The organism is Pseudomonas sp. MT3 (assembly GCF_054720805.1).
Window position 1 is genome coordinate 119213 of the sequence record NZ_JBTVPY010000014.1, and the last position, 21676, is coordinate 140888.

Here is a 21676-nt window from a genome sequence, read left to right on the forward strand (position 1 = left end):
CGAAACGCGCGAAATAACCTTTCTGGCCTAGCTCATGCCGCGCCCTGGCGCCGCCACTGCGGCAGGCCGATCAGCACCACGGCGCTGATGATCACCGCCATCGCCAGGGACTCCGCCAGGCCGATGTGCTCGCCGGCGAACATCACGCCAAGCATCACCGCCACCGCCGGGTTGACGTAGGCGTAGCTGGTGGCCGCCGCCGGCCGCACGTTGGCCAGCAGGTACATGTAGGCGCTGAAGGCGATGATCGAGCCGAACACCACCAGGTACGCCAGCGCGCCCCAGCCGGCCGCCGTCGGCATCTGGGTCATGCGCTCGCCACTGAGGAGACTGCCCAGCAGCAGCACCCCACCGCCCACCAGCATTTCCACCGCACTGGCCATCGGACCGGCCGGCAGCGACAGGCGCCGGCTCCACACCGAACCGAAGGCCCAGGTGGCCGCCGCGAAGATGATCAGCGCCGCGCCCGCCGGACTGCCCTGCAGGTTGGAGCCGAGGTTGAGCAGGACGATGCCGAACAGCCCCAGGGCGATGCCTGCCCACTCCAGCGCATTGGTCTTGTTGCCGAAGAAGCGCCCGAACACCAGGGTGAACAGCGGCACCGTGGCCACCGCCAGCGCCGCCACGCCCGAGGCCACGCCCCAGTGCTCGGCGACCGTCACCCCGCCGTTGCCGCAACTGAGCAGGAGGATGCCGATGGCACCCGCCGACAGCCACTGCCTGAAACTGGGCAACGGTGCGCCGCGCCAGAGCATCCAGGCGAACAGGATTGTCCCGGCGATGATGAAGCGGCAGCCCGCCATCAACATCGGCGGCCAGGACTCGACGCCGATGCGGATCACCAGGTAGGTCGAGCCCCAGATGAAATACAGGGCGAAGAATGCGGCGATCAGGGTCAGGGAGACGCGGGCTCTGGGCATGGGCATCGTGGTCATGGGAAAGGCTCGACAAGGCAGGCGGAGCGCTTCATTTTATGGGGGCCGATAGCGCTGGATAAGGCACAGACAACGCCAAAGCAGGCATAACACTTTTCATTCGATGGATTTTCAGGCGACTTTCCGTTGAATCGAATATCGCCCCAAAGCCGAGGTTACCCCGATGGACAAATACGACCGCGCCCTGCTCGCCGCCCTGCTGGAAGATGGCCGGATGTCCTTTGCCGAACTGGCCCGGCGCATCAACCTCTCGCCACCGGCGGTGGCCGACCGCGTGGCGCGCCTGGAGGCGGACGGGGTGATCACTGGCTACCACGCCAGCGTAGACCTGTCGAAGATGGGCCGCTCGATCCAGTGCCTGATCGAGATGCGCCTGAACGACCATCGCAGCAAGACCATGCTCGACCCGCTGCTGGAAATCCCGCAGATCATCGATTGCTACCGCATCACCGGCGAGGCCTGCGTGATGCTCAAGGTCGCGGTGAGCTGCACCCGCGAGCTGGAAGAGCTGATCGACCGCCTGGCGCAATTCGGCACCAGCAGGACCTCGCTGGTGCTGTCCACGCCGTTCTCCGCGCGCGTGCATCCGGCGATGCTGCAGGACGGTTGAGCCGCCGCCTCTTCGCAGGACGCATAACGCGCCAGCGTTATTGGCCGTTCCAGGGTCGGCGGATAACCTGTTCCAGGTTATCCGCCCTACGTTGCGGACTTCTTGCGCACGGAGTTTTCGTAGGAGCGGATAAATCCCGCGCTTGCCGGTTTGTTGTAGGAGCGAGCTTGCTCGCGAACACCGGTCGGCTCCAAAGCCAGGGCGGTTCGCGAGCAAGCTCGCTCCTACAGGTTCTGCAATCTGCAGATAAAAAAAGGCGGCGCCGCTTGCGCGGCACCGCCTGAAGTCACGGAGTTGCTACATCGTGGGGGCGACCAGGGCCGCCCCGGTGTATTGGATTACTTTTCTACGATCGCGGTCACACCTTGGCCGCCCGCCGCGCAAATCGAGATCAATCCGCGTCCCTTGCCGGCGCCATCCAGCAGCTTGGCCAGGTTGGCGATGATGCGCCCGCCCGTGGCCGCGAACGGGTGACCGGCGGCCAGCGAGCTGCCCTTCACATTGAGCTTGCTGCGGTCGATGGAGCCCAGCGGCGCATCCAGTCCCAGGCGCTCCTTGCAGTACTCCGCGTCCTCCCAGGCCTTGAGGGTGCACAGCACCTGGGCGGCGAAGGCTTCGTGAATCTCATAGAAATCGAAGTCCTGCAGGCTCAGGCCGTTACGCGCCAGCAGGCGCGGCACTGCGTAGACCGGCGCCATCAGCAGGCCCTCGTGGCCGCCGACGAAATCCACCGCCGCCGCTTCGCCATCCTTGAAGTACGCCAGGATCGGCAGGCCGCGTTCCTTGGCCCACTCCTCGCTGGCCAGCAGTACCACGGAGGCGCCATCGGTCAGCGGCGTGGAGTTGGCCGCCGTCAGCGTGCCGCGCGAGCCGCGTTCGAATACCGGCTTGAGGGTACCGATCTTCTCCAGGTTGATGTCCGGGCGCAGGTTCTGGTCGCGCACCAGGCCGCGGAACGGCGTCATCAGGTCGTTCTGCCAGCCCTCGTCGTAGGCGGCGGCCAGCTTGTGGTGGCTCTCGAAAGCCAGCTTGTCCTGCTCGTCGCGCGGGATGGCCCAGGTCTGCGCCATCTGCTCGCAGTGCTCGCCCATCGACAGCCCGGTGCGCGGCTCGCCGTTCCTCGGGATGTGCGGCATCAAGTGACGCGGGCGAATCTTCAGCAGGCTCTTGATCTTCTCGCCGTTGGACTTGCCGCGATTGGCCTCCAGCAAAATCCTGCGCAGCCCTTCGTTGACGCCGATGGGCGCGTCGGAGGTGGTGTCCACGCCGCCGGCGATGCCGCACTCGATCTGCCCCAGGGCGATCTTGTTGGCGACGAGAATGGCCGCTTCCAGGCCGGTGCCGCAGGCCTGCTGGATGTCGTAGGCCGGGGTTTCCGGCGCCAGGCGGGTGCCGAGCACGCATTCGCGGGTCAGGTTGAAGTCGCGCGAATGCTTGAGCACCGCGCCGGCGACCACCTCACCCAGGCGCTCGCCGTGCAGCTTGTAGCGCTCGATCAGGCCGTCCAGCGCACAGGTCAGCATCTCCTGGTTGCTCGCCGTGGAATACACGGTGTTGGAGCGGGCGAAGGGAATACGGTTGCCGCCGACGATGGCGACCCGGCGCAATTGGGTCATGCAGGGCTCCTGAAATGAGCGTTGAAGTGCGCTCAAGGCTAACCTTAGCCGCTTGTGCCGCATTGGCCGCCCCGCCGTCGCACAGGTCAGCGCGGTCAATTGCGCCGATCCGGCGGCTGCGTAAAGTGATCCCACTTCGAGAATCCGTGCAGGAGCCCGTTCCATGACCGATCGCTACATTGCCTTCGCCAACTCCAACGTCGGCCGCCGCCTGGTCGGCGCCCTCGGCCTGCCCGCGCCGGTCCGTCTGGAGCGCTGGAGCGCCGGGCGCACGCGGCCGGTGGACGGAGCGCTGCTGCTGGGCGGCGTGGGCAACCTGAACGAGGCGCTGCTGCCGTTCGCCGAACGCCTGACCGACGCGCTGTTCGCCTTCGCCGAAGGCCAGTACGGCCTGTCGCGCTGGACCGCCGAGCATGGCCCCAAGCTCAAGGCCATCGTCTTCGACGCCAGCGGCCTGACCCGCTTCGAGCAGACGATCGAGCTGCGCACCTTCTTCCAGGGCGCGCTCAAGGGCCTGGACAAGTGCCCTCACGTGGTGATCCTCGGCCGCGCGCCGGAATCGCTGAAAGACCCCATCGCCGCCAGCGTGCAGCGCAGCCTGGAAGGCTTCAGCCGCTCCCTGGGCAAGGAAATCCGCCGCGGTGGCAACGTGCAACTGGTGTACGTCGGCAAGAGCGCCGAGGACCAGCTCGAAGGTGCGCTGCGCTTCTTCCTCTCGCCCAAGAGCGCCTATGTGTCCGGGCAGGTGGTGCGCCTGTCCGCCTACGGCCAGCAGGTGCAGGACTGGAGCCGCCCGCTGGTGGGCAAGCGCGCGCTGGTGACCGGCGCCGCCCGTGGCATCGGCGCGGCGATTGCCGAAACCCTCGCCCGCGACGGCGCCGACGTGGTGCTGCTGGACGTACCGCCGGCCAAGGATGCCCTCGATGCGCTGGCCGCGCGCCTGGGCGGCCGAGGCGTGGCGCTGGACATCTGCGCCGCCGACGCCGGCGCGCAACTGGTGGAGACGCTGCCCGACGGCGTGGACATCGTGGTGCACAACGCCGGCATCACCCGCGACAAGACCGTCGCCAAGATGAGCGAGGCGTTCTGGAACTCGGTGATCGACGTGAACCTCAAGGCCCCGCAGGTGCTGACCCAGGCCCTGCTGGATGCCGGCAAGCTGCACGACGACGGCCGCGTGGTGCTGCTCGCCTCCATTAGCGGCATCGCCGGCAACATGGGCCAGACCAACTATGCGGTGAGCAAGGCCGGCCTGATCGGCCTGGCGCAGGCCTGGGCGCCGGCGCTGGGCAAGAAGGGCATCAGCATCAACGCGGTGGCGCCGGGGTTCATCGAGACCCAGATGACCGCTGCCATTCCGCTGACCATCCGCGAAGCCGGCCGGCGCATGAATTCGATGGGCCAGGGCGGCCTGCCGCAGGATGTCGCCGAAGCCGTGGCCTGGTTCGCCCAGCCGGGCTCGGGCGCGGTGAGCGGGCAGGTGCTGCGGGTGTGCGGGCAGAGCCTGCTGGGCGCCTGACCGCGTAGGGCGTACAACCGTTCGCGGTTGTACGCCGATTCACCTCTCAAACCGTCTCGGGGTGAATCGGCTGTTGCAGGAGCGGAGTTATCCGCGATCCCGCCGCAAGGCCGGCCACAACGACTGCCCCGGCTTCGCCGGGATTTCGCGGAGAAGCTCCGCTCCTACGCAAGCATCGCCTTCCGCAGTCGAACTCAGCCCGGGACTATTCCGCCACCGCACTCACCGTCCATGCGCCGCAATCAACTGCTGGAACTCCTGCGCGCTCAACCGGTGATCGCCATCGCGATCGCCGCGCAGGATCAGCGCCGGTTCCTGGGCCAGGAACTCCGTGATGCTGACCTTGCCGTCGCCATCCTTGTCCGGCCAGACCACGGCATTCGGCGCCGGGTGGCTGCTCTGGCTCGGCGGGGTCAGTTCCTCGCGGCTGAGGAAACCGCTCTGGTCACGGTCCAGCCGATGGAACATGCGTTCGCGCATCGCCGCCATGTCACTGGCCTCGATATAGCCATTGGCATCGCGGTCCAGGCGGGAAAAGGCCGTTTCGCCCATTTCACCGGCCAGCGCCTGTTGGCTGCCCAACAGAACGACACTGCACAGCAGGGCGTGACGGATTCGGCTTCGCATCGAGAACTCCTTGGACTGGGAAAGGCGCGCAAAGCCTACTCAGCAGTCCACTCGAAGGTATTCGATCACTCCGCCGGCGTCTGCGGACGGCCACGGCGGCGAAACTCCACCGGGGTCTCGCCGACCCAGCGCTTGAAGGCGCGGTAGAAGGTGCTCGGCTCGGAGAAACCGGTGCGTTCGACGATCACCTCGATGCGCTCGTCGGTCTTGAGCAGCAGCTCCTTGGCCAGGCGGCAGCGATAGTCGGTGACCAGATCGTTGAAGCGCACCCCGGCCATCGCCAGGCGCTCGCGCAGGCGGCGGGCCGGCATGTCCAGGCGGGCGGCGACCTGCTCCAGCGTCGCACCGCCGTCCACCAGCAGCACGCCGATCAGTTCGCGCACCTTGCGCACCAGGTCCAGGCGCTCGACCTCCGCCAGTTGCCGGCGCGCCAGCGACTCGTGCATGCGCAGCAGCTCGGGCGCGGCGTGGCGCGAAGGCTTGTCCAGCACCGCGGCGTCGAACACCAGGGCGTAGCGCTCGGCGCCCAGCACGGCCGGGCAACCGTAGACCTCACGGTAGCGCTCGGCGGGCGCGCCTTCTTCGTGCATCAGTTGCACTTCATGGGGATTGAAATCGCCCTCGGTGAGGGCGTGGAACAGACGGACCACCGCGCCTGCGAGCATTTCCGGGAAGTGCCGGTTGGTCCCGGCCGTATGGCCGAGCAGCAGCACGGCGCGCTCGCCCTCGATTTCCAGGCGGGCATTGAGGGTGTCGGAGAGCAGGCGCACATAGCGCAGGGCATGGCGCAGGCCCTCGCCGAAGGTGGCGCTGGAGAGGAACAGGTACTCCAGCAGCAAACCGTGGAACGCCGGCAGGTGGCCGGCCAGGTAGAGGCCGACGTGCTCCTGGCCGCACTCTTCGGCGGCGGCTTTCCAGAACAGGTTCTGGGCGCTGTGGGGGAAACGTCCGGCGGGCAGGCTGCCAGCGGGCAGGCCGACGCGCGCCAGGACGCGGTCGGGGTCGGTGCCGCTGGCGCGCAGGGCGTCGATCACCGGGCGCATCAGCGCCACATCGTCGGTCAGATCACGCATGGTGTTTTTTCTAGTTATCCATGAGGCGGGCCCATCTTAGGCAGCTTTCCTGTCGCCCCTCAAGAGAATCAGAACGGCACTTGAACGAAATCTCCGAGCAATCGGACGGTCAGATTGACTTGCCTGCCGCACGCCGCGAAACCACGGCCAATGCCCGCCGGTGAGCGGCGGCTAAGCTGATTGAATACTCGTCAGGAGATACCCGATGTCCCGCGATTGGCTCGACCTGTCCGCCCCCCCCGCCCTCACCGGCCTGTTCGTCCGCGCTGCCGTGCGCCGCGGCGTGCGTGGCCGCAGCCTGCCGACCCGCGGCCTGCGTTGCCCGGTCACGGTCGATCCGAAGCACCTGGAGCGCTATCGCAAGGTCTGCGGCTTCGCCGACAACCACCTGCTGCCGCCCACCTACCCGCACATCCTGGCCTTCGGCCTGCAGATGGGGCTGCTCACCGACGCGCGCTTCCCCTTCCCGCTGCTGGGCCTGGTGCACCTGGAAAACCGTATCAGCGTATTGCGCCCACTGGGCGGGCTCGGTCCGTTCAACGTCAGCGTGCGGGTGGACAACCTGCAGCCCCACGAAAAAGGCGTGACCTTCAGCATCATCACCCAGCTGCACGACCAGCTCGGCCTGCTCTGGGAAGGCGACAGCCGCATCCTGTTCCGTGGCATGCGCCTGGACGGCACGCCGCCGGCCCGTACCGAGAACGCCGAACTGCCGCTGGAGCAGATCGACGCCTGGAGTTGCCCGGCGGACATCGGCCGCCGCTATGCCCGCGTCGCCGGCGACTACAACCCGATCCACCTGTCCGCCGCCAGCGCCAGGCTGTTCGGCTTCCCCCGCGCCATCGCCCACGGCCTGTGGAACAAGGCGCGCAGCCTGGCGGCGCTGGGCGAGCAGTTGCCGATGGCCGGCTATCGGGTCGAGGTGCGCTTCCAGAAGCCGGTGCTGCTGCCCTCCTCGGTCAGCCTGCTGGCCAGCGAACCGGCGCCGGCCGGGCAGTTCAGCCTGCGCGGCAAGGACGACCTGCCGCACATGGCCGGCAGTTGGAGCCCGCTCGACGCTTGAAGGCGTCCGCCCGAAGCCTGAAGCTATGGGGCTCACGTTGGAGCCCCATCTGCATGAACCTCGAAGAACTCACCGCGCGCCTGCACGCCATCCGCGACCACAACGACTGGAGCCGCTTCCACAGCCCGAAGAACCTGGCGATGGCCGCCAGCGTGGAGATGGCCGAGCTGGTGGAAATCTTCCAGTGGCTGCGCGAGGACGAATCCCGTCAGTTGCCGCCGGAAAAGCTCGCCCACGCCGGACAGGAAGTCGGCGACATCGTGCTCTACCTCCTGCTGCTGTGCGCCGAGCTGGGTATCGACATGGATCAGGCGGTGCGCGCCAAGCTGGCCGACAGCGAGCGGCGCTTCATCGAAGGAGGCGCCAAGTGAGCCAGCCTCCCAAGACCGGCGACCGCCACTTCGACGAACTGGCCACGCGTTTCGCCGAGAAGATCTACGGCGGCGCAAAGGGCGCGATCCGCCTCGCGGTGCTGCAGGCCGACCTTGCCGAAGCCCTGCCGGACCGCCCCTTGCGCGTGCTGGATATCGGCGCGGGCCTAGGCCACATGTCGCTGTGGCTGGCCGGACGCGGCCATGACGTCACCCTCGCCGAACCCGCCGCGCCGATGCTCGAAGGCGCACGCCAGCGCTTCGCCGAGGCTGGCCTTCCCGCCACCTTCATCGAGGCGCCCTGGCAGGACCTGCTCGGCCAGCTCAACGAACCCTACGACCTGGTGATCTGCCACGCCGTGCTGGAATGGCTGGCCGAACCACTGGCGATCCTACCCGTGCTGCACCAGTTGACCCGCGCCGACGGCTGGCTGTCCCTGGCCTTCTACAACCGCGATGCGCTGATCTACCGCAACCTGCTCAAGGGGCATTTCCGCAAGCTGCGCAAGAACCGCTTCGCCGGCGAAGGCCAGAGCCTCACCCCGCAGGAACCGCTCGACCCGCGCGTGCTGGAAGACGCCATGAATGGGCACTGGCGCATCGAGGCGCGTAGCGGCGTGCGGGTGTTCCACGACTACATGCCAGTGGAGTTCCAGCACAAGGCCGAGCCGCTGGACCTGGTGGAGATGGAGGTGCAATACCGTCGACATCCCGCCTTCGCCGGCCTGGGCCGCTACCTGCACTGGCTGTGCCGACCGCAGGATTGAGTGCATAGTTGTCGTTGCGCACGCCAACCGGTCCGGGCGTGCGGGAGTCCGTCATGCCGCGTTACCTGCCGATCCTGCCACTGTTCGCCGCCCTGGCCGCCTGCCAGAGCCAGAACCCGTACACCGCCACCTCGCTGCCAATGCCACCGGCGCCCGCGTCGGCGGCCAATCCCGGCCTCGACCCCGGCAGCTACCCGGCGCCGCCGCTGGACTACGGACACTATCGCTCGTGGAGCTGGGCCGGCGGCGCCGGCCTCGGCGGCCCGCTGCAGGACGCCGTCAGCGAAGCCCTCGACCAGCGCGGCCTGCGCCCGGCACGGAGCGATGCGCCGGCGGACCTGGTCGTCAGCGCGCAACTGTCCAGCGAGCAGCGCACCCGGCAGACCACCGACTACTACGGTGGCGGCTACTACGGCGGCTGGGGCGACCCCTGGTACGGCGGCGGCTACTATCCGGTCACCCGCACCTATGTGGTCACCGTCAGCGTGGTGCGCATCGCCCTGTTCGACGCCCGCAGCCACCAGCAGGTGTGGAGCGGCAGCGCCGAATACGAGAACGGCGACGGCCAGCATGAGCAGGCGAACGCCCTGCGCGAGGCCGCGCGCAAGGCCCTGGACGGCTACCCGCCGGGCTGATCGTTCGCGGCAGGAGAACAGCCGCCTCCCGCCCCGGCATCCCGGCGCGACCGCTCTGCCGCTTGCCTTTGCGCGGACTCTGCGCTTGGATGAGAGCTCTGTCAGGAGTAATTCCATCATGATCCGCCGATTACTGCTTCTGGGCCTGATGCTGGGCCTGGCCGCCTGCGAAACCACCAGCCTCAGCCGCGATTACGACACCACCCGCGACTTCTCCCGCTACCAGAGCTGGAGCTGGGCGCAGCCGTCGTTCGAGTACCGCCCGGACGACCCGCGCATCAAGAGCGATCTCACCGAACAACGCATCAGCCAGGCGGTCGCCGACCAGCTCGACCAGCGCGGCCTGCGCCAGGCCCAGGGCGGCAATATCGGCGACGTGAGAGTGCGCGCCTACCTGATCGTCGACCAACGCCAGGACCAGGTCACCTCCTACAGCGGTGGCTACTGGAACGGCTACTGGGGAGGTTACTGGGGCCCGCCGCCAATGGCCGAGACCCGCACCGTCACCTACAAGGTCGCCACCATCCAGGTCGACCTGTTCGACGGCAAGGACGGCAAGCTGGTCTGGCGCGGCAGCGGCGAGCAGATCATGCGCAGCAGCCCGCCCACGCCCGCCGAGCGTGAAGCGGCGATCCGCGAGACGGTGCAGAAAGTCATCGCCCAGTATCCGCCGCACTGAGCCGGGAGCCCACGTGGAACATCCAGTCCTCACCCACCGCCCCGCCGCCGCGGGCGACCTCGACGAGGTGGTGCGCTTTCCACAGGATCGCGACGAGCTCTTCTACTGCTATCCCAAGGCGAGCTGGCCGCTGACCGTCGGCCAGCTCGCCGCCGCAATGGCCGAACGCCGCGGCAGCACCCTCGCCCTGCTGGACGGGCGCGCGGCGGGCTTCGCCAACTTCTACCAGTGGCAACCGCGCGAATACTGCGCGCTGGGCAACATGATGGTCGCGCCCTCGGCGCGCCGGCACGGCGTGGCGCAGTACCTGATCGAAGTCATGGAGAACCTCGCCCGCGACCAGTACAAGGCACGGGTGATGAAAGTGTCCTGCTTCAACGCCAACGCTGCCGGGCTGCTGCTCTACACTCGGCTGGGTTACCGGCCGCAGGCCATCGTCGAGCGCGACGACCCACAGGGCCGGCGTATCGCCCTGGTACAACTGGAGAAAACCCTTGAGCCCATCTGACCGCCAGCGGGTGCTGATCATCGTCGGCAGCGGCCCGAGCACCCCGGCGCGCTGCGCGGCGCCCTTCTACACCGCCACCCTGCTGGCCTGCATGGACGCCCAGGTCACCCTGTTCCTCAGCGGCGAAGGCACCCGCCTGGCCTTCCAGGACATCGCCGACCACCTCTACGCCGCCGAGGGGGGAGAGCCCATCAGCCATTTCATCCAGCAGGCCAAGGAAGCCGGCGCGCGCCTGCTGATGTGCCGCGCACCGGGCGTGGCCATCGACGAAAGCCGGCTGATCGAGGAAGTCGACGAAATCGCCAGCGGCGGCGAGCTGGCGCGGATGATCCTCGAATACGACCGGGTGCTGACCCTTTAAGCCACTTCGGAGGCGTCGAGCGAAGTTGAGACAAGGAAGACGCCGCTGAGAAAGCGGAGTTCACAATCCACGGAAATGAGCATTTCGAAGCGGCGTCTGACGCAGCATCGACAAAGCGCAGACCCTACGAGAGGCTTAAATGAAGCTGCATGGCCTGGAGTTTCCTGACGACCTCCTCTACGCCCCCGAGTACAACCTCTGGCTGCGCGAGGAACCCGGCGGCGCCGTCACCCTCGGCCTCACCGCCTATGGCTGCGCACTCTACGGACAGATCTTCGCCTTCACCCCCAAGCGCGACGGCTGGCACATCGAACGTGACCGCAGCTTCGGCGTGGTCGAGTTCGCCAAGGCCGCCTCGTCCGCCCGCTGCCCGCTGGACGGCCACATCCTCGCCAGCAACGAGGCCGTAGTGCGGCGACCGGGGCTGATCAACCAGGATTGCTACGGCGAAGGCTGGATGGTGCGCCTGAAGCCCGACGACTGGGCCACCGCCCGTGCCCGCCTCCTGCAAGGCCAGGTCGCGCGGGACGCCTTCGCCCAGCGCATGTACCTGGACAACTACGACCCCGATGACGACGGGGTCCAGGCCCTGCGCCCATGAGCCAGGCAGGCGCGGCACGACGCTGGCGCCTGCCGCTCCTGACGTGCCTGTTCGCCAGCCTGCCGCTGCAGGCCGACCAACCGGCCCAGCCCGGCTTCGTCTACCTCGACCAGATCCTGAAATCCGCGCGCTACGACGTGCGCTACGCCGGCAACGACAACTTCGTCGGCGCACCGATCGATGGCTACCTTGTCGCGCGCATCATCCTCACCGAGCCTGCGGCCAGGGCCCTGGAAAACGTCGAACACGACCTGGCGCTCAGCGGCCTGTCCCTGAAGATCTTCGACGGCTATCGTCCGCAGCGCGCGGTGGAAGCCTTCAGGCGCTGGGCCGCCACCTCGCAGGACACTCAGCAGAAAGCCCGCTACTACCCGGACCAGGACAAGCGCACCCTGTTTCGCGACGGCTACATCGCCCAGCATTCAGCGCACTCGCGCGGCAGCACCGTCGACCTGACGCTGGTGGACACCAGGACCGGGGAAGAATTGGACATGGGCAGCCGCTTCGACTTCTTCGGCCCCATCTCCCGACACGGCACCGCACTGATTACACCGACGCAGACCCGCAACCGCGAAACCCTGCGCCAGGCCATGCTGCGCCACGGCTTCGAACCCTACGCCGCGGAATGGTGGCATTACCGGCTGAAGGCCGAGCCTTATCCGTCGAGGTATTTCGATTTTCCGGTGCGCTGAAGGAGGGATAGCGGCCGTCCCTGGCCGCAGGACGACTCAATCGTCGTCGTGGTCATTCTTCGTGGAGTTATCGGAAGCGTTGTCCAGGCCCTTGGTATTGTGAGTACCCGGCGTGGTGTCGGAGATCGCCGTTGCCTTGGACAGGCCACGGGTATCCTTCGAATGGGCCACGGACGAAGTCGTCGAACCATGCCCGTTGCTGTCGTTCTTGCTGCTGCCGTAGTGGTTACCGCTCAGGCCGTGGTCGCGAGTGGACTTGCCGGCGTGCTCTACGCCATCGGTCCTGCCGTTGCTCTTCGCACCGTGGACACCCGAGTTACCGTCGGACTTGCCGCCCGCATGACCGGCCCCCCCCCTGGCCACCGCCGTGACCGCCGCCATTGCCGCCGCCGTTGCCACCACCATTACCGCCACCACCGCCATTCCCTTTGGCGTAGACGGAGCCGATTGGAGACAGGTCTGCAGGCAGCAAGGCTGTCGCCCCGAGCGCAAACGCACAGGCTATTGCTACAACCAGGGATTTCTTCATGACCAAGACGCCTCCAGGGCGGGGGTTGAGATAACCATCAGACTCGCTGCGGCCCGCGCGGTTCGCGCCGTCCGACGAAATACCCAGGAGTTCTCAGACAGGAGCTCGCAGACGCGCGTAACAGCGTCCCTGTCGGCCGCGCGTTCGACTCGCCGTAGAGCCTCCTGGGGCGGCCAGTGGCAAGCGCCCCCCTTAATCCGCCGTTAATCCTCCCAGCCGACTCTCGAGGCTCCCCCCAGGAGGACTCCCCCATGCTCAAGCTCTCCGTGGTCACCTTCGCCTGCATCACCCTCGTCGGCTGCGCCGACGCCCCGCGCTACAACCACTTCAGCGCCATCGAATCGCCTGTGCGCGAATCCTTCGGCGAAGACAACCTCGAACGCCAGCCCACCCGCATCCAACTGCAGAACGACGACTACTCGGCACAGCAGCAGCGGATGATGTGGGGGCAATGACGCCGCATGACCTCGACAGACCGTGGCCGCCACGGCTGTCGGGAAGCGCCGGAACCCCATGAGGTGAAGCGACAGGAAGCCAATCGAGCGGCCCGCTAGAATGTCACGCAACACAACTCCGGTGACCGCCCATGAAGAAATGGATCGTCCTTGCCGCCCTGGCCGTGCTCGCCTGGCAATACATGGACAACCCCGATTGGCAGTCCCGGTTCTTCCGCTCGTCCCCCACCCCGCTCACGAGCTCCCAGCCCGCCGACACCTCGCCAGAGCCAGCGCCCCAGGCCGAGTCAACGCCCAACGTACGCTGCGACGGTCGCCAGTACTGCTCGCAGATGACCTCCTGCGCGGAGGCCAAGGCTTTCCTGAGAAGTTGTCCGGGCATGAAGATGGATGGCGATGGCGACGGCATTCCCTGCGAGGAGCAGTGGTGCCAGATGTAGCGGAGGAAGGAAAGTGGCGGAAGGCAGTGGGAGTCGCCCCTTAAAATGCCTTGTTTATCAATACTCTATGCAGACCAATATCAGTGGCAGGCAGGATTTTCGCCTTCCTGTTCCGGTCATTGATTTCGACGGTTTCTGGCGTGCTTCCGCTGGTCTGCTGAGGGCTTCCGGCTGGTATGGGATATGGCACAGAGTGAACGAGGTATATACGTCTTCATCACCCAGAGAGGCAGCCCATGTCCAAAGAAGCCGTATTCACCATGAAGTCTGAGCCCGAGTTGCGCGCTGATTTCATGGCGGCTGCCGAGGTTGCCCAGCGTCCCGGATGATGCGCGAATTCATCCACCAACAGCGGCAGGCCCAGGACTATGACGAATACCTGCGCCAGAAGGTCGAGGCGGGACGTGCCTCGATGGAAGCGGGGCGTGGCCGTTCCAACGATGATGTCGAAGCCGCCTTCGCCGCCCGACGGGCCCAGGCATCGGGTCACGAATGAAAATCTACTGGACACCTGAGGCCGAGCAGGACCGTTTCGATATCTGGGACTTCATCGCCATCGACACCCCCTCCGCAACCGTGCGCGTGGACTCGCTGTTCAGTGCCACAGCAGCCAAGCTGGCCGACTTCCTCGAAATGGGAAAGCCGGGAAAGACTCCCGGCACCCGTGAGCTGATCCCACACGAAAGCTACAGGCCGGCCTACCAGATCGGCAGGGACAGCGCGTGGATTCTGGCTTTGGTGCATACCGCCAGAATGTGGCCACCATTGCAGCAGTGAGGGGATTTGAACCCGTTTTTGGTCATCTCTGGCTAACACCACTGAGATCGGGGCGTTCAGCAGGGCCATTCAGGGCATTGGCGAGTGACGGCAAGTGATTTCGACATCCTTCGCTCTACTTCGAATATTTACCCTTACGCGGTAAAAATATCAGGCGTGAACCTGCCGTCGGGCCAGAAGACACACATGCTGCGCCATACCTTCGCGAGTCCCTACATGATGAACGGCGGGAACATCCTGACGCTGCAACGGGTGCTCGGCCACGCCTCGCTCAACATGACCATGCGCTACGCACACCTCGCGCCGGATCACCTGCTGTACGTGTTGACGTTGGGTCCGATCAGGGGCTTTCGTCACCTGCTCGATACCGGGGAGGATCACGAGTGCTAGTATGTTTTGGCAAATTTTGCCATTCCCGAGAGACCGGCCCCATGAGCACAATGAACATTTCCCTGCCGGATACACTCAAGAGCTTCGTCGATGAGCAGGTCAGCCAGCGTGGTTACGGCACCAGTAGCGAGTACGTGCGCGAGCTGATTCGCAAGGATCAGGACCGTCAGCGTCTGCGGGGCTTGCTGATCGCCGGCGCAGAGTCGATGCCAGCGGCACCTGCCGACAGTGACTACTTCGAATCGCTCCGCACCCGGGTACGGAAGGCCCGTGGATGAAGGCAAAGCCCGTCATTCCGCGAGTACTCGCCAATCAGGACGTTGAAGCGGCTGTCGATTACTACCTGAGCGAAGACGCCGAACAGGCTGCCCTGGGGTTTGTCGATGCCCTGGAAAAGGCATACGCCCATATCGCCCGGCCCCCTGCCGGTGGCTCATCCCGCTATGTCCATGAGCTGGATTTGCCGGGGCTGCATTGCTGGCCCCTCAAGCGCTACCCCTACCTGGTGTTCTACGTCGAGCGAGACGATCACATCGATGTGTGGCGCGTACTCCACGGCATGAACGACATCCCTTCCTGGATGCAGGCTGGCGAGGGTACACCTCACTGAAAGTCTTTCGACACTTACGCCAAAACGTCTTCCCAGGCAGAGCCGGAAGCCCAGAGCCACGCGGGCTGTAGAGGGGAGAGTTGGCGGAAGGCAGTGGGAGTCGAACCCACCCAGGAACGGCTGCCGTCCCCCACCGGGTTTGAAGCCCGGCCACGCCACCGGGCGTGATTGCCTTCCCTGGACTGGAGCCGGCGCTGGAGCGCGTCGGCGGATCGGGAGCCTGGATGTTGCCATCATTGCCCCGACAGATGCCAGCGTGGCGATGCCGCAGCGGGCTCAGGATCGTCAGTCGGCGCGCTCGGCCTGAGCCAGCGCCGAATCCTCGCGGATACGCCGTTCGTTACCGAAGCGACGGGTGAAGCCGATGCGGTCGAAGTATTCCAGCAACTGGATGCAGCGCTTGCGGCCGATACCGATGCGGTCGCGGAAGGCGGCGGCGCGGATGATGCCGGCTTCGCCGCGCAGGTGCAGGGCGTGGCCGGCGAGCTGGCGGATAGTGGCCTCCGGGTAGAACAGGTCTTTCACCACCTGGTGCAGTTGCCCCAGGCGGGCGAGCTTGCGCAGCAGCAGGCGCACATCGCCTTCCTCGGCCCCGACCTCGCGGGCCAGGTCACGTACCCAGGGCGGGTCGAAGGCGCCGGCGAGCAGCAACGGCCAGAGGCGTTCGCGCAGGCGCTCGTCGGCCTCGCCCAGTTGTACGCGGTGATCGGGCAGGTGAATCCAGGGGCCGCTGCTGTCGATGCGCGGGGTCGCCAGCAGGCTTTCCAGCAGGGCGATGAAGACGGGGCGTTCCAGTTGCGAAAAAGCGTAGCGGCGCAGGCGGTCGCGGTCGGGGCCGAGTTCGTCGGGAGCTTCTTCGTGGAAGCGCTGCAGGGCGTCGAGCAGGTGCCGTTGCAGCGCGGACCAGCGCTCGGCGGCAAACAACCGCGCGCCGAGACGCGTGTTGATTTCGACCAGTTCGGAAGGCAGTGCCCAGCCCTCTCGCGGGCGGTTGAACTGGCGCGCCAGCAGCGCCGGATCGAGGCCATTGCCGGCGTGCGCCAGCAGGGTCGGCAACGCGCTTTCCAGGCTGTCATCCTGCAGCGCGCGCAGTTGTTCCAGGCGTTCCGCGCTGCGCCGGTTGCGTGCTGGAGCGAAGGGATCGAGCACGCGGCCGCCCCCCAATGTGCGCTGGGCGGACTGGTCGCGCAGCACCAGGCGATCGCCGTGCACAGCGTGACAGGGCGCGTTCAGCACCAATTGTGCGAAGGTCCGCTCGCCCGGTTGCAGGCGTTCATCTTCGAGCAGGGCAACGCGGCCGGTGACGTCCTGGGCGCCAAGGTGTACGTGCACCGGCGTCCAGTGGGCGACGGCCCGCGTTTCACTGGGCAGCACGTGCAGTTCGATGTCGATGCGCGTGGTGGGTGCGTGCAGGTCCGGCGCGATCAACCAGTCGCCGCGATGGATCTGCTCGAGACTCAGGCGTTCGCCGGCGATGTTCAGCGCCACGCGCTGCCCCGCATGCGCCTGCTGCGCCTCGCGGTTCTGCGCATGCAGGCCGCGCACTCGCACGCGACGACCGGCACTGCCGAGCAGCAGTTCATCGCCCACCGTCACGGTGCCGGCGAAGGCCGTGCCGGTGACGACGACACCGGCGCCGCTGACACTGAAGGCACGGTCCACGGCCAGGCGGAAGCCACCGGTTGCGGTGCGCTCGCGGATGTCTCGCGCCGCGTCGGTGAGCGCCTCGCGCAGGGCTTCGATGCCCTCGCCGCTGAGGCTGGAAACCGCATGGACCGGTGAGCCTGCCAGCGGCCCCTCGGCGAGCAGCGCCTGCACTTCGCGCGCGGCTTGCTCCAGGCATTCGGCGGGCACGCGGTCCGCCTTGGTCAGCGCGACGATGGCACGACGGATACCCAGCAGCTCGACGATGGCGAGGTGTTCACGGGTCTGCGGCATCACGCCGTCGTCGGCGGCCACCACCAGCAGTACCAGGTCGATGCCGCTGGCGCCGGCAAGCATGTTGTGGACGAAACGCTCGTGCCCCGGCACGTCGATGAAGCCGGTGAGCGCCCCATCGCCCAGGTCGGAATAGAGATAGCCGAGGTCGATGGTGATGCCACGCTCGCGCTCGGCTGGGCGGCGGTCGCCTTCGATACCGGTAAGGGCGCGCAGCAGTGAGGTCTTGCCGTGGTCGATATGCCCGGCGGTGCCGACGATCACGAATCGCCCTCGGCCAGCAGCGCCAGCTGCGCGACGAAGCCGGGCTCGTCGTCGAGCTGGCGCAGGTCGAGCCAGAGGGCGTCGTCGTCGATGCGGCCGAGCACCGGGATCGGCAGGCAGCGCAGGCGCTCTTCCAGATCCAGCAACGCGCGGCCGCGCTGGCGTTTGGGCTGGTTCGGGCGCAGGCACAGGGCGGCGCTGGGCAGCCGGGCGACCGGCTGGGCGCCGCTGCCGATCATGCCCAGGGCATCCACGGCGCTGACGTTCCAGCTTTGACCCAGCAACGTCGCCAACGCCGGGGCGAGGCGCTGGGCCTGGGCACGGATGTCGGTCCGCGGCCGGCTGAGCAGGCGCAGGCTGGTGAGGCGTTCGGCCAGGCGATCTGGGTCGCGGTAGAGGTTGAGCACGGCCTCCAGGGCGGCGAGGGTCAGCTTGTCCACCCGCAGGGCGCGCTTGAGCGGGTTATTCTTGATCTTGCCGATCAGTTCCTTGCTGCCGAGGATCAGCCCGGCCTGCGGGCCGCCGAGCAACTTGTCGCCGCTGAAGGTGACGATGTCGGCGCCGTCGCGCAGGGCTTCCTGCACGGTGGGCTCCTTGGGCAGGCCCCAGCGGGTGAGATCGACCAGGGTGCCGCTGCCCAGGTCTTCCAGCAGCGGCAGGCCGTGGGCGTGGGCGATCTGCGCCAGTTGCGGGGTGGCGACGCTGGCGGTGAAGCCCTGCACGCTGTAGTTGCTGGTATGCACGCGCATCAAGAGGCCCGAGCGCGGGCCGATGGCGGCTTCGTAGTCCTTGGCGTGGGTGCGGTTGGTGGTGCCGACCTCGACCAGTTTCACGCCGGCGCGGGCCATGATGTCGGGGATGCGGAAGGCGCCACCGATTTCGATCAGTTCGCCACGGGAGATGATGCCTTCCTTGCGCGCGCCCAGGCTGTTGAGCGCCAGCAGCACGGCGGCGGCATTGTTGTTGACCACGGTGACGGCCTCGGCACCGGTCAGCTCGCGGATCAGCCCGGCGATGAGGTCGTCGCGGTCGCCGCGCTTGCCGGTGGCCAGGTCAAACTCCAGGTTGAGCGGGTAGCGCGCGGCCAGCGTAATGGCTTCGATGGCTTCTTCCGGCAGCAAGGCGCGGCCGAGATTGGTGTGCAGCACGGTGCCGGTGAGGTTGAACACCCGGCGCACGCGGCTGGTATGGTGCGCGGCCAGGCGCTCGCCGGCGCGGCCGGCGAGCACCGCATCTTGCAGTTCGGCGGCGGCCAGTTGGCCGTGGCGCGCGGGTTCACGCAGTTCATCGAGCAGGTCGCGCAGGGTCTTGAGCAGGGCCTCGCGGCCATAGCGCTGTTGCAGCGGCTGGCAGGCCGGGCTGCGCAGCAGGCGGTCGATGGAAGGCAGGCGTACCGAGGTCATGGACGGGCCTTGTGCTGGGGGCGTTGGCTGGAGTCAGTGTAGGGCGAATAACCGCTCGCGGTTATCCGCCGGCTACCTCGACGTGAAGACGGCGGCGCATAACACGTTCCGCGTTATCCGCCCTACGAAGAACCGCCTGGCGCCAGCAGCAGGTTCGGCGCGGTGCGCAGGTAGCCATCCTCGGCGAGGCGAATGTCCAGCGCGAGGCTCGCCAGGTCGTCCGCCTGGGCCTCGGCGTGCTCATCGTGTTGCAGGTAGAACTGCTTGAGGTAGGACTGGCAGCCGGGGCAGGTCTCGGCCTTGAGCGATGCCTGGTCGCTGGCCACGCCGTCGCGTTGCAGCGAGTAGTAGGCCAAGCCCTTGCTTTCGGCGCAGTGACTGCATTTCACCCGCACGTAGTGCCACTCGCAGGAACACAGCGAGCAGGACAGATAGCGCAGCCCGGCGAACTTGCCGCGATGGCGGATCATCCCCGCCACCGGCGGCGCGCCGCAGGCCGGGCAGAGGGTCTGGCTGTCGGTTTCGCCCAGGCTGTCGTCGGGCAGCGCCAGCAGCCACTGGCTGAAGGCAACCTGCAGTACTGCGCCGAGGAAAGGCACCAGCGCCGGCGGCAACAGGTCGAACTGGCCGTTGAGCAGGCCCAGCGCCCAGGCTTTGCGCTGGCCTTCATCGGCACCGCGCAGGGCCTGCAGCGCCTGGACGATGGCCGGGTTGGCAGTGGGCTCGTAGGCGTCGAGGAAAGCGTCCAGCAGTGGCAGCCAGGCTCCTTCACGCACTAGCACTTCGTAAGCCAGCGGCGGCATGCGGTGTTCTCGGCTGCGAGCCAGCGCGGCAGCATCCGGGCCCGGCAGCGGCAGCTTGCGGTCGAGCAACGCCTGCTGGGCGGCGCAGACACCGGCGATCAGTTCGAGATAGCCCTGCAGCGGATTGCCCGGCGCCAACTGGCGCAGGCGCACGGCGCGCCGGCTGAAGAGATCGGGGGACGGCAGATTGAACAGCGGGGGAATGTTGGCGGCAGCTTCGATCTGCCCGGGTTCGAGGATTCGGCCTGACACGCAGGACTCCTTGTTGATAGCGGATCGGAGCGTCAAAAGCCCCTCACCCTAGCCCTCTCCCGGAGGGAAAGGGGACTGTTCGTGCCGGCCGACGCTCTCGCGCCAGCCGGCGGTTACGTCAAAGGTCAGTGGCCCTTGCCCTTCTCCACGTCCTTGAGCCAGCCGTTGTGGTGCTTGCGCGCCCAGCCGCGGCTGACCCAGCCATAGAGCATGGCGCCCATAGAGCCCTTCACCCAGATCCCGGCGTAGATGTGCACCAGGATGCTGCAGATGAGCACGAAGGCGGCAAAGGCATGCAGCAGCGAGGCAAGGCGGATGAGGTCGATGCCGAAGAGGTGGCTGAAGTACGCCCGCCACATCACGAAACCGGTCGCCAGCAGCACCAGCATGCACAGCAGCAGGGTCCAGAACAGCAGCTTCTGTCCGGCGTTGTAGCGGCCGACTTCCGGGAGGTTTTCCTCGCGGTTGGCGACCACGTCGCGCCATTGCTTGAGCCATTGGGTGTCGCGCTTCTCGATCAGGTTGTGATGGGCGAAGCGGATCACCAGGCCGAGGAAGAACAGGAACATCGCCACCCCGAGGAAGGGGTGGAGGATCCGCGTCCACGGCCCGCCGCCGAACAGGTGGGTCAGCCAGAACATGGCTGGGTGGAACAGCGCCAGCCCCGAGAGGCCGGCGAGGAAGAACAGAATGGCCACCATCCAGTGGTTGCTCCGTTCGTTGGCGTTGTAGCGCTGGATATCTTTTTTCATTTCTCGATCCTCGTAGCCCTCACCCCAGCCCTCTCCCAGGGGGAGAGGGGGCAAAAGCGACTGCCAGGGAGGTCACGGGCGCTTACGCGGGTCATAGTCATGCACCGAAGGGTCGACCTTGTTCACCGGAGCCTCCGGATCGGAGCCACCCGGCTCATCCTCCTCCACCCGGTTGGGACCGGTGCGGGTGTAGTGGAAGAAGCCGGCCAGCACCACCGCGCCCATCGCCAGCAGGCCGAGGGGTTTGGTGATGCCTTTCCACAGGCTGACCAGCGGGCTGATCGCAGGCTTGTCGGGCAGTCCGGCGTACAGCGACGGCTGGTCGTTGTGGTGCAGCACGTACATCACGTGAGTGCCGCCCACCCCTTCCGGGTCGTACAGGCCGGCATGCTCGAAGCCGCGCGATTTCAAGTCCTCGATGCGCTCGGCGGCATGCTCCTTCATGTCCTCCTTGGTGCCGAAGACGATGGCGCCGGTCGGGCAGGTCTTCACGCAGGCCGGCTCCATGCCCACGGCCACGCGGTCGGAACACAGGGTGCACTTGTACGCCTTGTTGTCCTTCTGCGAGATGCGCGGGATGTTGAACGGACAGCCGGTGATGCAGTAACCGCAGCCGATGCAGTGGTCCTGGTTGAAGTCGACGATGCCGTTGGCGTACTTCACGATCGCCCCCGGACTCGGGCAGGCCTTGAGGCAGCCCGGCTCGGCGCAGTGCATGCAGCCGTCCTTGCGGATCAGCCACTCCAGGTTGCCGGCCGGCGCTTCGTATTCGGTGAAGCGCATGACCGTCCAGGATTCCGCCGTCAGGTCCAGCGGGTTGTCGTAGGTGCCGTGGTTGTGGCCCACCTCGTCGCGCAGCTCGTTCCATTCCGAGCAGGCGACCTGGCAGGCCTTGCAGCCGATGCACTTGGACACGTCGATCAGCTTGGCCACTTCCTCCTCGCGCCGCACCGAGGGCATCGGCGTGGTGGTGGCGGAGCGGGCGTAGATGTCTTGGCTACTCATG

The 21676-nt window shown here is 66.8% G+C and carries 25 protein-coding genes, 1 tRNA gene and 3 pseudogenes; 18 read left to right on the forward strand and 11 right to left on the reverse strand.

Annotated elements, in window-relative coordinates:
- Positions 1 to 32: 32 nt before the first annotated feature.
- Positions 33 to 920 (reverse strand): drug/metabolite exporter YedA, encoded by an 888-nt coding sequence (yedA, locus tag ACYCAX_RS16215; RefSeq protein ID WP_015478997.1) that lies wholly within the window; start codon positions 918 to 920, stop codon positions 33 to 35.
- Between the two features lie 178 nt (positions 921 to 1098).
- Between yedA and ACYCAX_RS16220 the strand changes: the two genes are divergently transcribed.
- Entirely contained in the window at positions 1099 to 1545 is a 447-nt protein-coding gene (locus ACYCAX_RS16220) for an Lrp/AsnC family transcriptional regulator (protein WP_015478998.1), read from the forward strand.
- A gap of 338 nt (positions 1546 to 1883) precedes the next feature.
- Here ACYCAX_RS16220 and ACYCAX_RS16225 read toward each other — a convergent pair whose 3' ends face one another.
- Positions 1884 to 3161 carry an acetyl-CoA C-acetyltransferase gene (locus ACYCAX_RS16225; RefSeq protein WP_015478999.1) on the reverse strand — a complete coding sequence of 426 codons (1278 nt, stop codon included), beginning with the start codon at positions 3159 to 3161 and terminating at the stop codon, positions 1884 to 1886.
- Positions 3162 to 3324: 163 nt separating this feature from the next.
- On the opposite strand from ACYCAX_RS16225, the gene ACYCAX_RS16230 reads away from it, so the two are divergent.
- Positions 3325 to 4680 carry a 3-oxoacyl-ACP reductase gene (locus ACYCAX_RS16230; RefSeq protein ID WP_294979526.1) on the forward strand — a complete coding sequence of 452 codons (1356 nt, stop codon included), beginning with the start codon at positions 3325 to 3327 and terminating at the stop codon, positions 4678 to 4680.
- Between the two features lie 222 nt (positions 4681 to 4902).
- Here ACYCAX_RS16230 and ACYCAX_RS16235 read toward each other — a convergent pair whose 3' ends face one another.
- Both ACYCAX_RS16235 and ACYCAX_RS16240 read right to left on the reverse strand, forming a co-directional pair.
- Positions 4903 to 5307: an EF-hand domain-containing protein gene (locus ACYCAX_RS16235; RefSeq protein ID WP_015479001.1), complete on the reverse strand. Its 405-nt coding sequence runs from the start codon at positions 5305 to 5307 to the stop codon at positions 4903 to 4905.
- Between the two features lie 65 nt (positions 5308 to 5372).
- A complete protein-coding gene (locus tag ACYCAX_RS16240) occupies positions 5373 to 6380 on the reverse strand; it encodes an AraC family transcriptional regulator (protein ID WP_015479002.1) in 1008 nt (335 codons plus the stop codon).
- 205 nt (positions 6381 to 6585) lie between these two features.
- Between ACYCAX_RS16240 and ACYCAX_RS16245 the strand changes: the two genes are divergently transcribed.
- The 9 genes from ACYCAX_RS16245 (at position 6586) to ACYCAX_RS16285 (ending at position 12057) form a co-directional block, all read left to right on the forward strand.
- Entirely contained in the window at positions 6586 to 7443 is an 858-nt protein-coding gene (locus tag ACYCAX_RS16245) for a MaoC family dehydratase (protein WP_460248388.1), read from the forward strand.
- A 53-nt stretch (positions 7444 to 7496) separates the two neighbouring features.
- On the forward strand, positions 7497 to 7814 hold the full coding sequence (locus tag ACYCAX_RS16250; RefSeq protein WP_015479004.1) for a nucleotide pyrophosphohydrolase: 318 nt from the start codon (positions 7497 to 7499) through the stop codon (positions 7812 to 7814).
- The gene (locus ACYCAX_RS16255) at positions 7811 to 8581 is read left to right on the forward strand and encodes a methyltransferase (protein WP_015479005.1); all 771 of its coding nucleotides are present in this window, start codon (positions 7811 to 7813) and stop codon (positions 8579 to 8581) included. Before ACYCAX_RS16250 ends, ACYCAX_RS16255 begins: the two co-directional genes overlap by 4 nt.
- A gap of 53 nt (positions 8582 to 8634) precedes the next feature.
- On the forward strand, positions 8635 to 9216 hold the full coding sequence (locus tag ACYCAX_RS16260; RefSeq protein ID WP_294979536.1) for a DUF4136 domain-containing protein: 582 nt from the start codon (positions 8635 to 8637) through the stop codon (positions 9214 to 9216).
- 118 nt (positions 9217 to 9334) lie between these two features.
- Positions 9335 to 9895, forward strand: coding sequence for a DUF4136 domain-containing protein (locus ACYCAX_RS16265; RefSeq protein ID WP_015479007.1), 561 nt, complete (start codon positions 9335 to 9337; stop codon positions 9893 to 9895).
- 13 nt (positions 9896 to 9908) lie between these two features.
- Entirely contained in the window at positions 9909 to 10403 is a 495-nt protein-coding gene (locus tag ACYCAX_RS16270; protein ID WP_015479008.1) for a GNAT family N-acetyltransferase, read from the forward strand.
- Positions 10390 to 10764 carry a DsrE family protein gene (locus ACYCAX_RS16275; RefSeq protein WP_015479009.1) on the forward strand — a complete coding sequence of 125 codons (375 nt, stop codon included), beginning with the start codon at positions 10390 to 10392 and terminating at the stop codon, positions 10762 to 10764. Before ACYCAX_RS16270 ends, ACYCAX_RS16275 begins: the two co-directional genes overlap by 14 nt.
- A 139-nt stretch (positions 10765 to 10903) precedes the next feature.
- Positions 10904 to 11365, forward strand: coding sequence for a glycine cleavage system protein H (locus ACYCAX_RS16280; RefSeq protein ID WP_294979539.1), 462 nt, complete (start codon positions 10904 to 10906; stop codon positions 11363 to 11365).
- Positions 11362 to 12057: a M15 family metallopeptidase gene (locus ACYCAX_RS16285; protein ID WP_294979542.1), complete on the forward strand. Its 696-nt coding sequence runs from the start codon at positions 11362 to 11364 to the stop codon at positions 12055 to 12057. Before ACYCAX_RS16280 ends, ACYCAX_RS16285 begins: the two co-directional genes overlap by 4 nt.
- A 36-nt stretch (positions 12058 to 12093) precedes the next feature.
- On the opposite strand, the pseudogene ACYCAX_RS16290 reads toward ACYCAX_RS16285, so the two are convergent.
- A pseudogene (locus ACYCAX_RS16290) lies at positions 12094 to 12586 on the reverse strand (hypothetical protein).
- 251 nt (positions 12587 to 12837) lie between these two features.
- Here ACYCAX_RS16290 and ACYCAX_RS16295 point away from each other — a divergent pair.
- The 7 genes and pseudogenes from ACYCAX_RS16295 to ACYCAX_RS16325 all read left to right on the forward strand — a co-directional run bounded on the left by ACYCAX_RS16295 (position 12838) and on the right by ACYCAX_RS16325 (position 15258).
- Positions 12838 to 13041, forward strand: coding sequence for a hypothetical protein (locus ACYCAX_RS16295; RefSeq protein WP_015479013.1), 204 nt, complete (start codon positions 12838 to 12840; stop codon positions 13039 to 13041).
- Between the two features lie 131 nt (positions 13042 to 13172).
- Entirely contained in the window at positions 13173 to 13481 is a 309-nt protein-coding gene (locus ACYCAX_RS16300) for an excalibur calcium-binding domain-containing protein (RefSeq protein WP_015479014.1), read from the forward strand.
- Positions 13482 to 13717: 236 nt separating this feature from the next.
- Positions 13718 to 13977 (forward strand): annotated as a pseudogene (locus ACYCAX_RS16305) (antitoxin of toxin-antitoxin stability system).
- A complete protein-coding gene (locus tag ACYCAX_RS16310) occupies positions 13974 to 14258 on the forward strand; it encodes a type II toxin-antitoxin system RelE/ParE family toxin (RefSeq protein ID WP_294979546.1) in 285 nt (94 codons plus the stop codon). Before ACYCAX_RS16305 ends, ACYCAX_RS16310 begins: the two are co-directional and overlap by 4 nt.
- Before the next feature lie 138 nt (positions 14259 to 14396).
- Positions 14397 to 14648: pseudogene (locus tag ACYCAX_RS16315) on the forward strand (tyrosine-type recombinase/integrase); the annotation flags it as partial.
- A 41-nt stretch (positions 14649 to 14689) separates the two neighbouring features.
- Positions 14690 to 14926, forward strand: a complete 237-nt coding sequence (locus tag ACYCAX_RS16320; RefSeq protein ID WP_015479019.1) for a type II toxin-antitoxin system ParD family antitoxin — start codon at positions 14690 to 14692, stop codon at positions 14924 to 14926.
- Positions 14923 to 15258: a type II toxin-antitoxin system RelE/ParE family toxin gene (locus ACYCAX_RS16325; RefSeq protein ID WP_294979552.1), complete on the forward strand. Its 336-nt coding sequence runs from the start codon at positions 14923 to 14925 to the stop codon at positions 15256 to 15258. The genes ACYCAX_RS16320 and ACYCAX_RS16325 overlap by 4 nt, the downstream gene beginning before the upstream one ends.
- Positions 15259 to 15339: 81 nt before the next feature.
- Here ACYCAX_RS16325 and ACYCAX_RS16330 read toward each other — a convergent pair.
- The 6 genes from ACYCAX_RS16330 to fdxH form a co-directional block, all read right to left on the reverse strand.
- Positions 15340 to 15435 (reverse strand) — tRNA-Sec (locus tag ACYCAX_RS16330).
- 108 nt (positions 15436 to 15543) lie between these two features.
- Positions 15544 to 17460 carry a selenocysteine-specific translation elongation factor gene (gene selB, locus ACYCAX_RS16335; protein WP_460248389.1) on the reverse strand — a complete coding sequence of 639 codons (1917 nt, stop codon included), beginning with the start codon at positions 17458 to 17460 and terminating at the stop codon, positions 15544 to 15546.
- Complete coding sequence (selA, locus tag ACYCAX_RS16340) at positions 17457 to 18863, reverse strand: L-seryl-tRNA(Sec) selenium transferase (RefSeq protein WP_460248390.1); 1407 nt, start codon at positions 18861 to 18863, stop codon at positions 17457 to 17459. Before selA ends, selB begins: the two co-directional genes overlap by 4 nt.
- Before the next feature lie 122 nt (positions 18864 to 18985).
- On the reverse strand, positions 18986 to 19918 hold the full coding sequence (gene fdhE, locus ACYCAX_RS16345; RefSeq protein ID WP_460248391.1) for a formate dehydrogenase accessory protein FdhE: 933 nt from the start codon (positions 19916 to 19918) through the stop codon (positions 18986 to 18988).
- A 125-nt stretch (positions 19919 to 20043) separates the two neighbouring features.
- On the reverse strand, positions 20044 to 20670 hold the full coding sequence (locus ACYCAX_RS16350; RefSeq protein WP_460248392.1) for a formate dehydrogenase subunit gamma: 627 nt from the start codon (positions 20668 to 20670) through the stop codon (positions 20044 to 20046).
- Between the two features lie 72 nt (positions 20671 to 20742).
- The gene (gene fdxH, locus ACYCAX_RS16355) at positions 20743 to 21675 is read right to left on the reverse strand and encodes a formate dehydrogenase subunit beta (protein WP_015479025.1); all 933 of its coding nucleotides are present in this window, start codon (positions 21673 to 21675) and stop codon (positions 20743 to 20745) included.
- Position 21676 lies beyond the last annotated feature (1 nt).

What these genes read in the sequence shown, in the direction of transcription:
- ACYCAX_RS16260 (WP_294979536.1), top strand. Translation starts at nt 8,635, where the DNA reads ATGCCGCGTTACCTGCCGATCCTGCCACTGTTCGCCGCCCTGGCCGCC.
- ACYCAX_RS16220 (WP_015478998.1), top strand. Translation starts at nt 1,099, where the DNA reads ATGGACAAATACGACCGCGCCCTGCTCGCCGCCCTGCTGGAAGATGGC.
- ACYCAX_RS16350 (WP_460248392.1), bottom strand. Translation starts at nt 20,670, where the DNA reads ATGAAAAAAGATATCCAGCGCTACAACGCCAACGAACGGAGCAACCAC.
- ACYCAX_RS16320 (WP_015479019.1), top strand. Translation starts at nt 14,690, where the DNA reads ATGAGCACAATGAACATTTCCCTGCCGGATACACTCAAGAGCTTCGTC.
- ACYCAX_RS16250 (WP_015479004.1), top strand. Translation starts at nt 7,497, where the DNA reads ATGAACCTCGAAGAACTCACCGCGCGCCTGCACGCCATCCGCGACCAC.
- ACYCAX_RS16325 (WP_294979552.1), top strand. Translation starts at nt 14,923, where the DNA reads ATGAAGGCAAAGCCCGTCATTCCGCGAGTACTCGCCAATCAGGACGTT.
- ACYCAX_RS16235 (WP_015479001.1), bottom strand. Translation starts at nt 5,307, where the DNA reads ATGCGAAGCCGAATCCGTCACGCCCTGCTGTGCAGTGTCGTTCTGTTG.
- ACYCAX_RS16300 (WP_015479014.1), top strand. Translation starts at nt 13,173, where the DNA reads ATGAAGAAATGGATCGTCCTTGCCGCCCTGGCCGTGCTCGCCTGGCAA.
- ACYCAX_RS16230 (WP_294979526.1), top strand. Translation starts at nt 3,325, where the DNA reads ATGACCGATCGCTACATTGCCTTCGCCAACTCCAACGTCGGCCGCCGC.
- ACYCAX_RS16225 (WP_015478999.1), bottom strand. Translation starts at nt 3,161, where the DNA reads ATGACCCAATTGCGCCGGGTCGCCATCGTCGGCGGCAACCGTATTCCC.
- fdxH (WP_015479025.1), bottom strand. Translation starts at nt 21,675, where the DNA reads ATGAGTAGCCAAGACATCTACGCCCGCTCCGCCACCACCACGCCGATG.
- ACYCAX_RS16295 (WP_015479013.1), top strand. Translation starts at nt 12,838, where the DNA reads ATGCTCAAGCTCTCCGTGGTCACCTTCGCCTGCATCACCCTCGTCGGC.
- ACYCAX_RS16240 (WP_015479002.1), bottom strand. Translation starts at nt 6,380, where the DNA reads ATGCGTGATCTGACCGACGATGTGGCGCTGATGCGCCCGGTGATCGAC.
- ACYCAX_RS16265 (WP_015479007.1), top strand. Translation starts at nt 9,335, where the DNA reads ATGATCCGCCGATTACTGCTTCTGGGCCTGATGCTGGGCCTGGCCGCC.
- ACYCAX_RS16310 (WP_294979546.1), top strand. Translation starts at nt 13,974, where the DNA reads ATGAAAATCTACTGGACACCTGAGGCCGAGCAGGACCGTTTCGATATC.
- ACYCAX_RS16280 (WP_294979539.1), top strand. Translation starts at nt 10,904, where the DNA reads ATGAAGCTGCATGGCCTGGAGTTTCCTGACGACCTCCTCTACGCCCCC.
- yedA (WP_015478997.1), bottom strand. Translation starts at nt 920, where the DNA reads ATGCCCAGAGCCCGCGTCTCCCTGACCCTGATCGCCGCATTCTTCGCC.
- selA (WP_460248390.1), bottom strand. Translation starts at nt 18,863, where the DNA reads ATGACCTCGGTACGCCTGCCTTCCATCGACCGCCTGCTGCGCAGCCCG.
- ACYCAX_RS16245 (WP_460248388.1), top strand. Translation starts at nt 6,586, where the DNA reads ATGTCCCGCGATTGGCTCGACCTGTCCGCCCCCCCCGCCCTCACCGGC.
- ACYCAX_RS16285 (WP_294979542.1), top strand. Translation starts at nt 11,362, where the DNA reads ATGAGCCAGGCAGGCGCGGCACGACGCTGGCGCCTGCCGCTCCTGACG.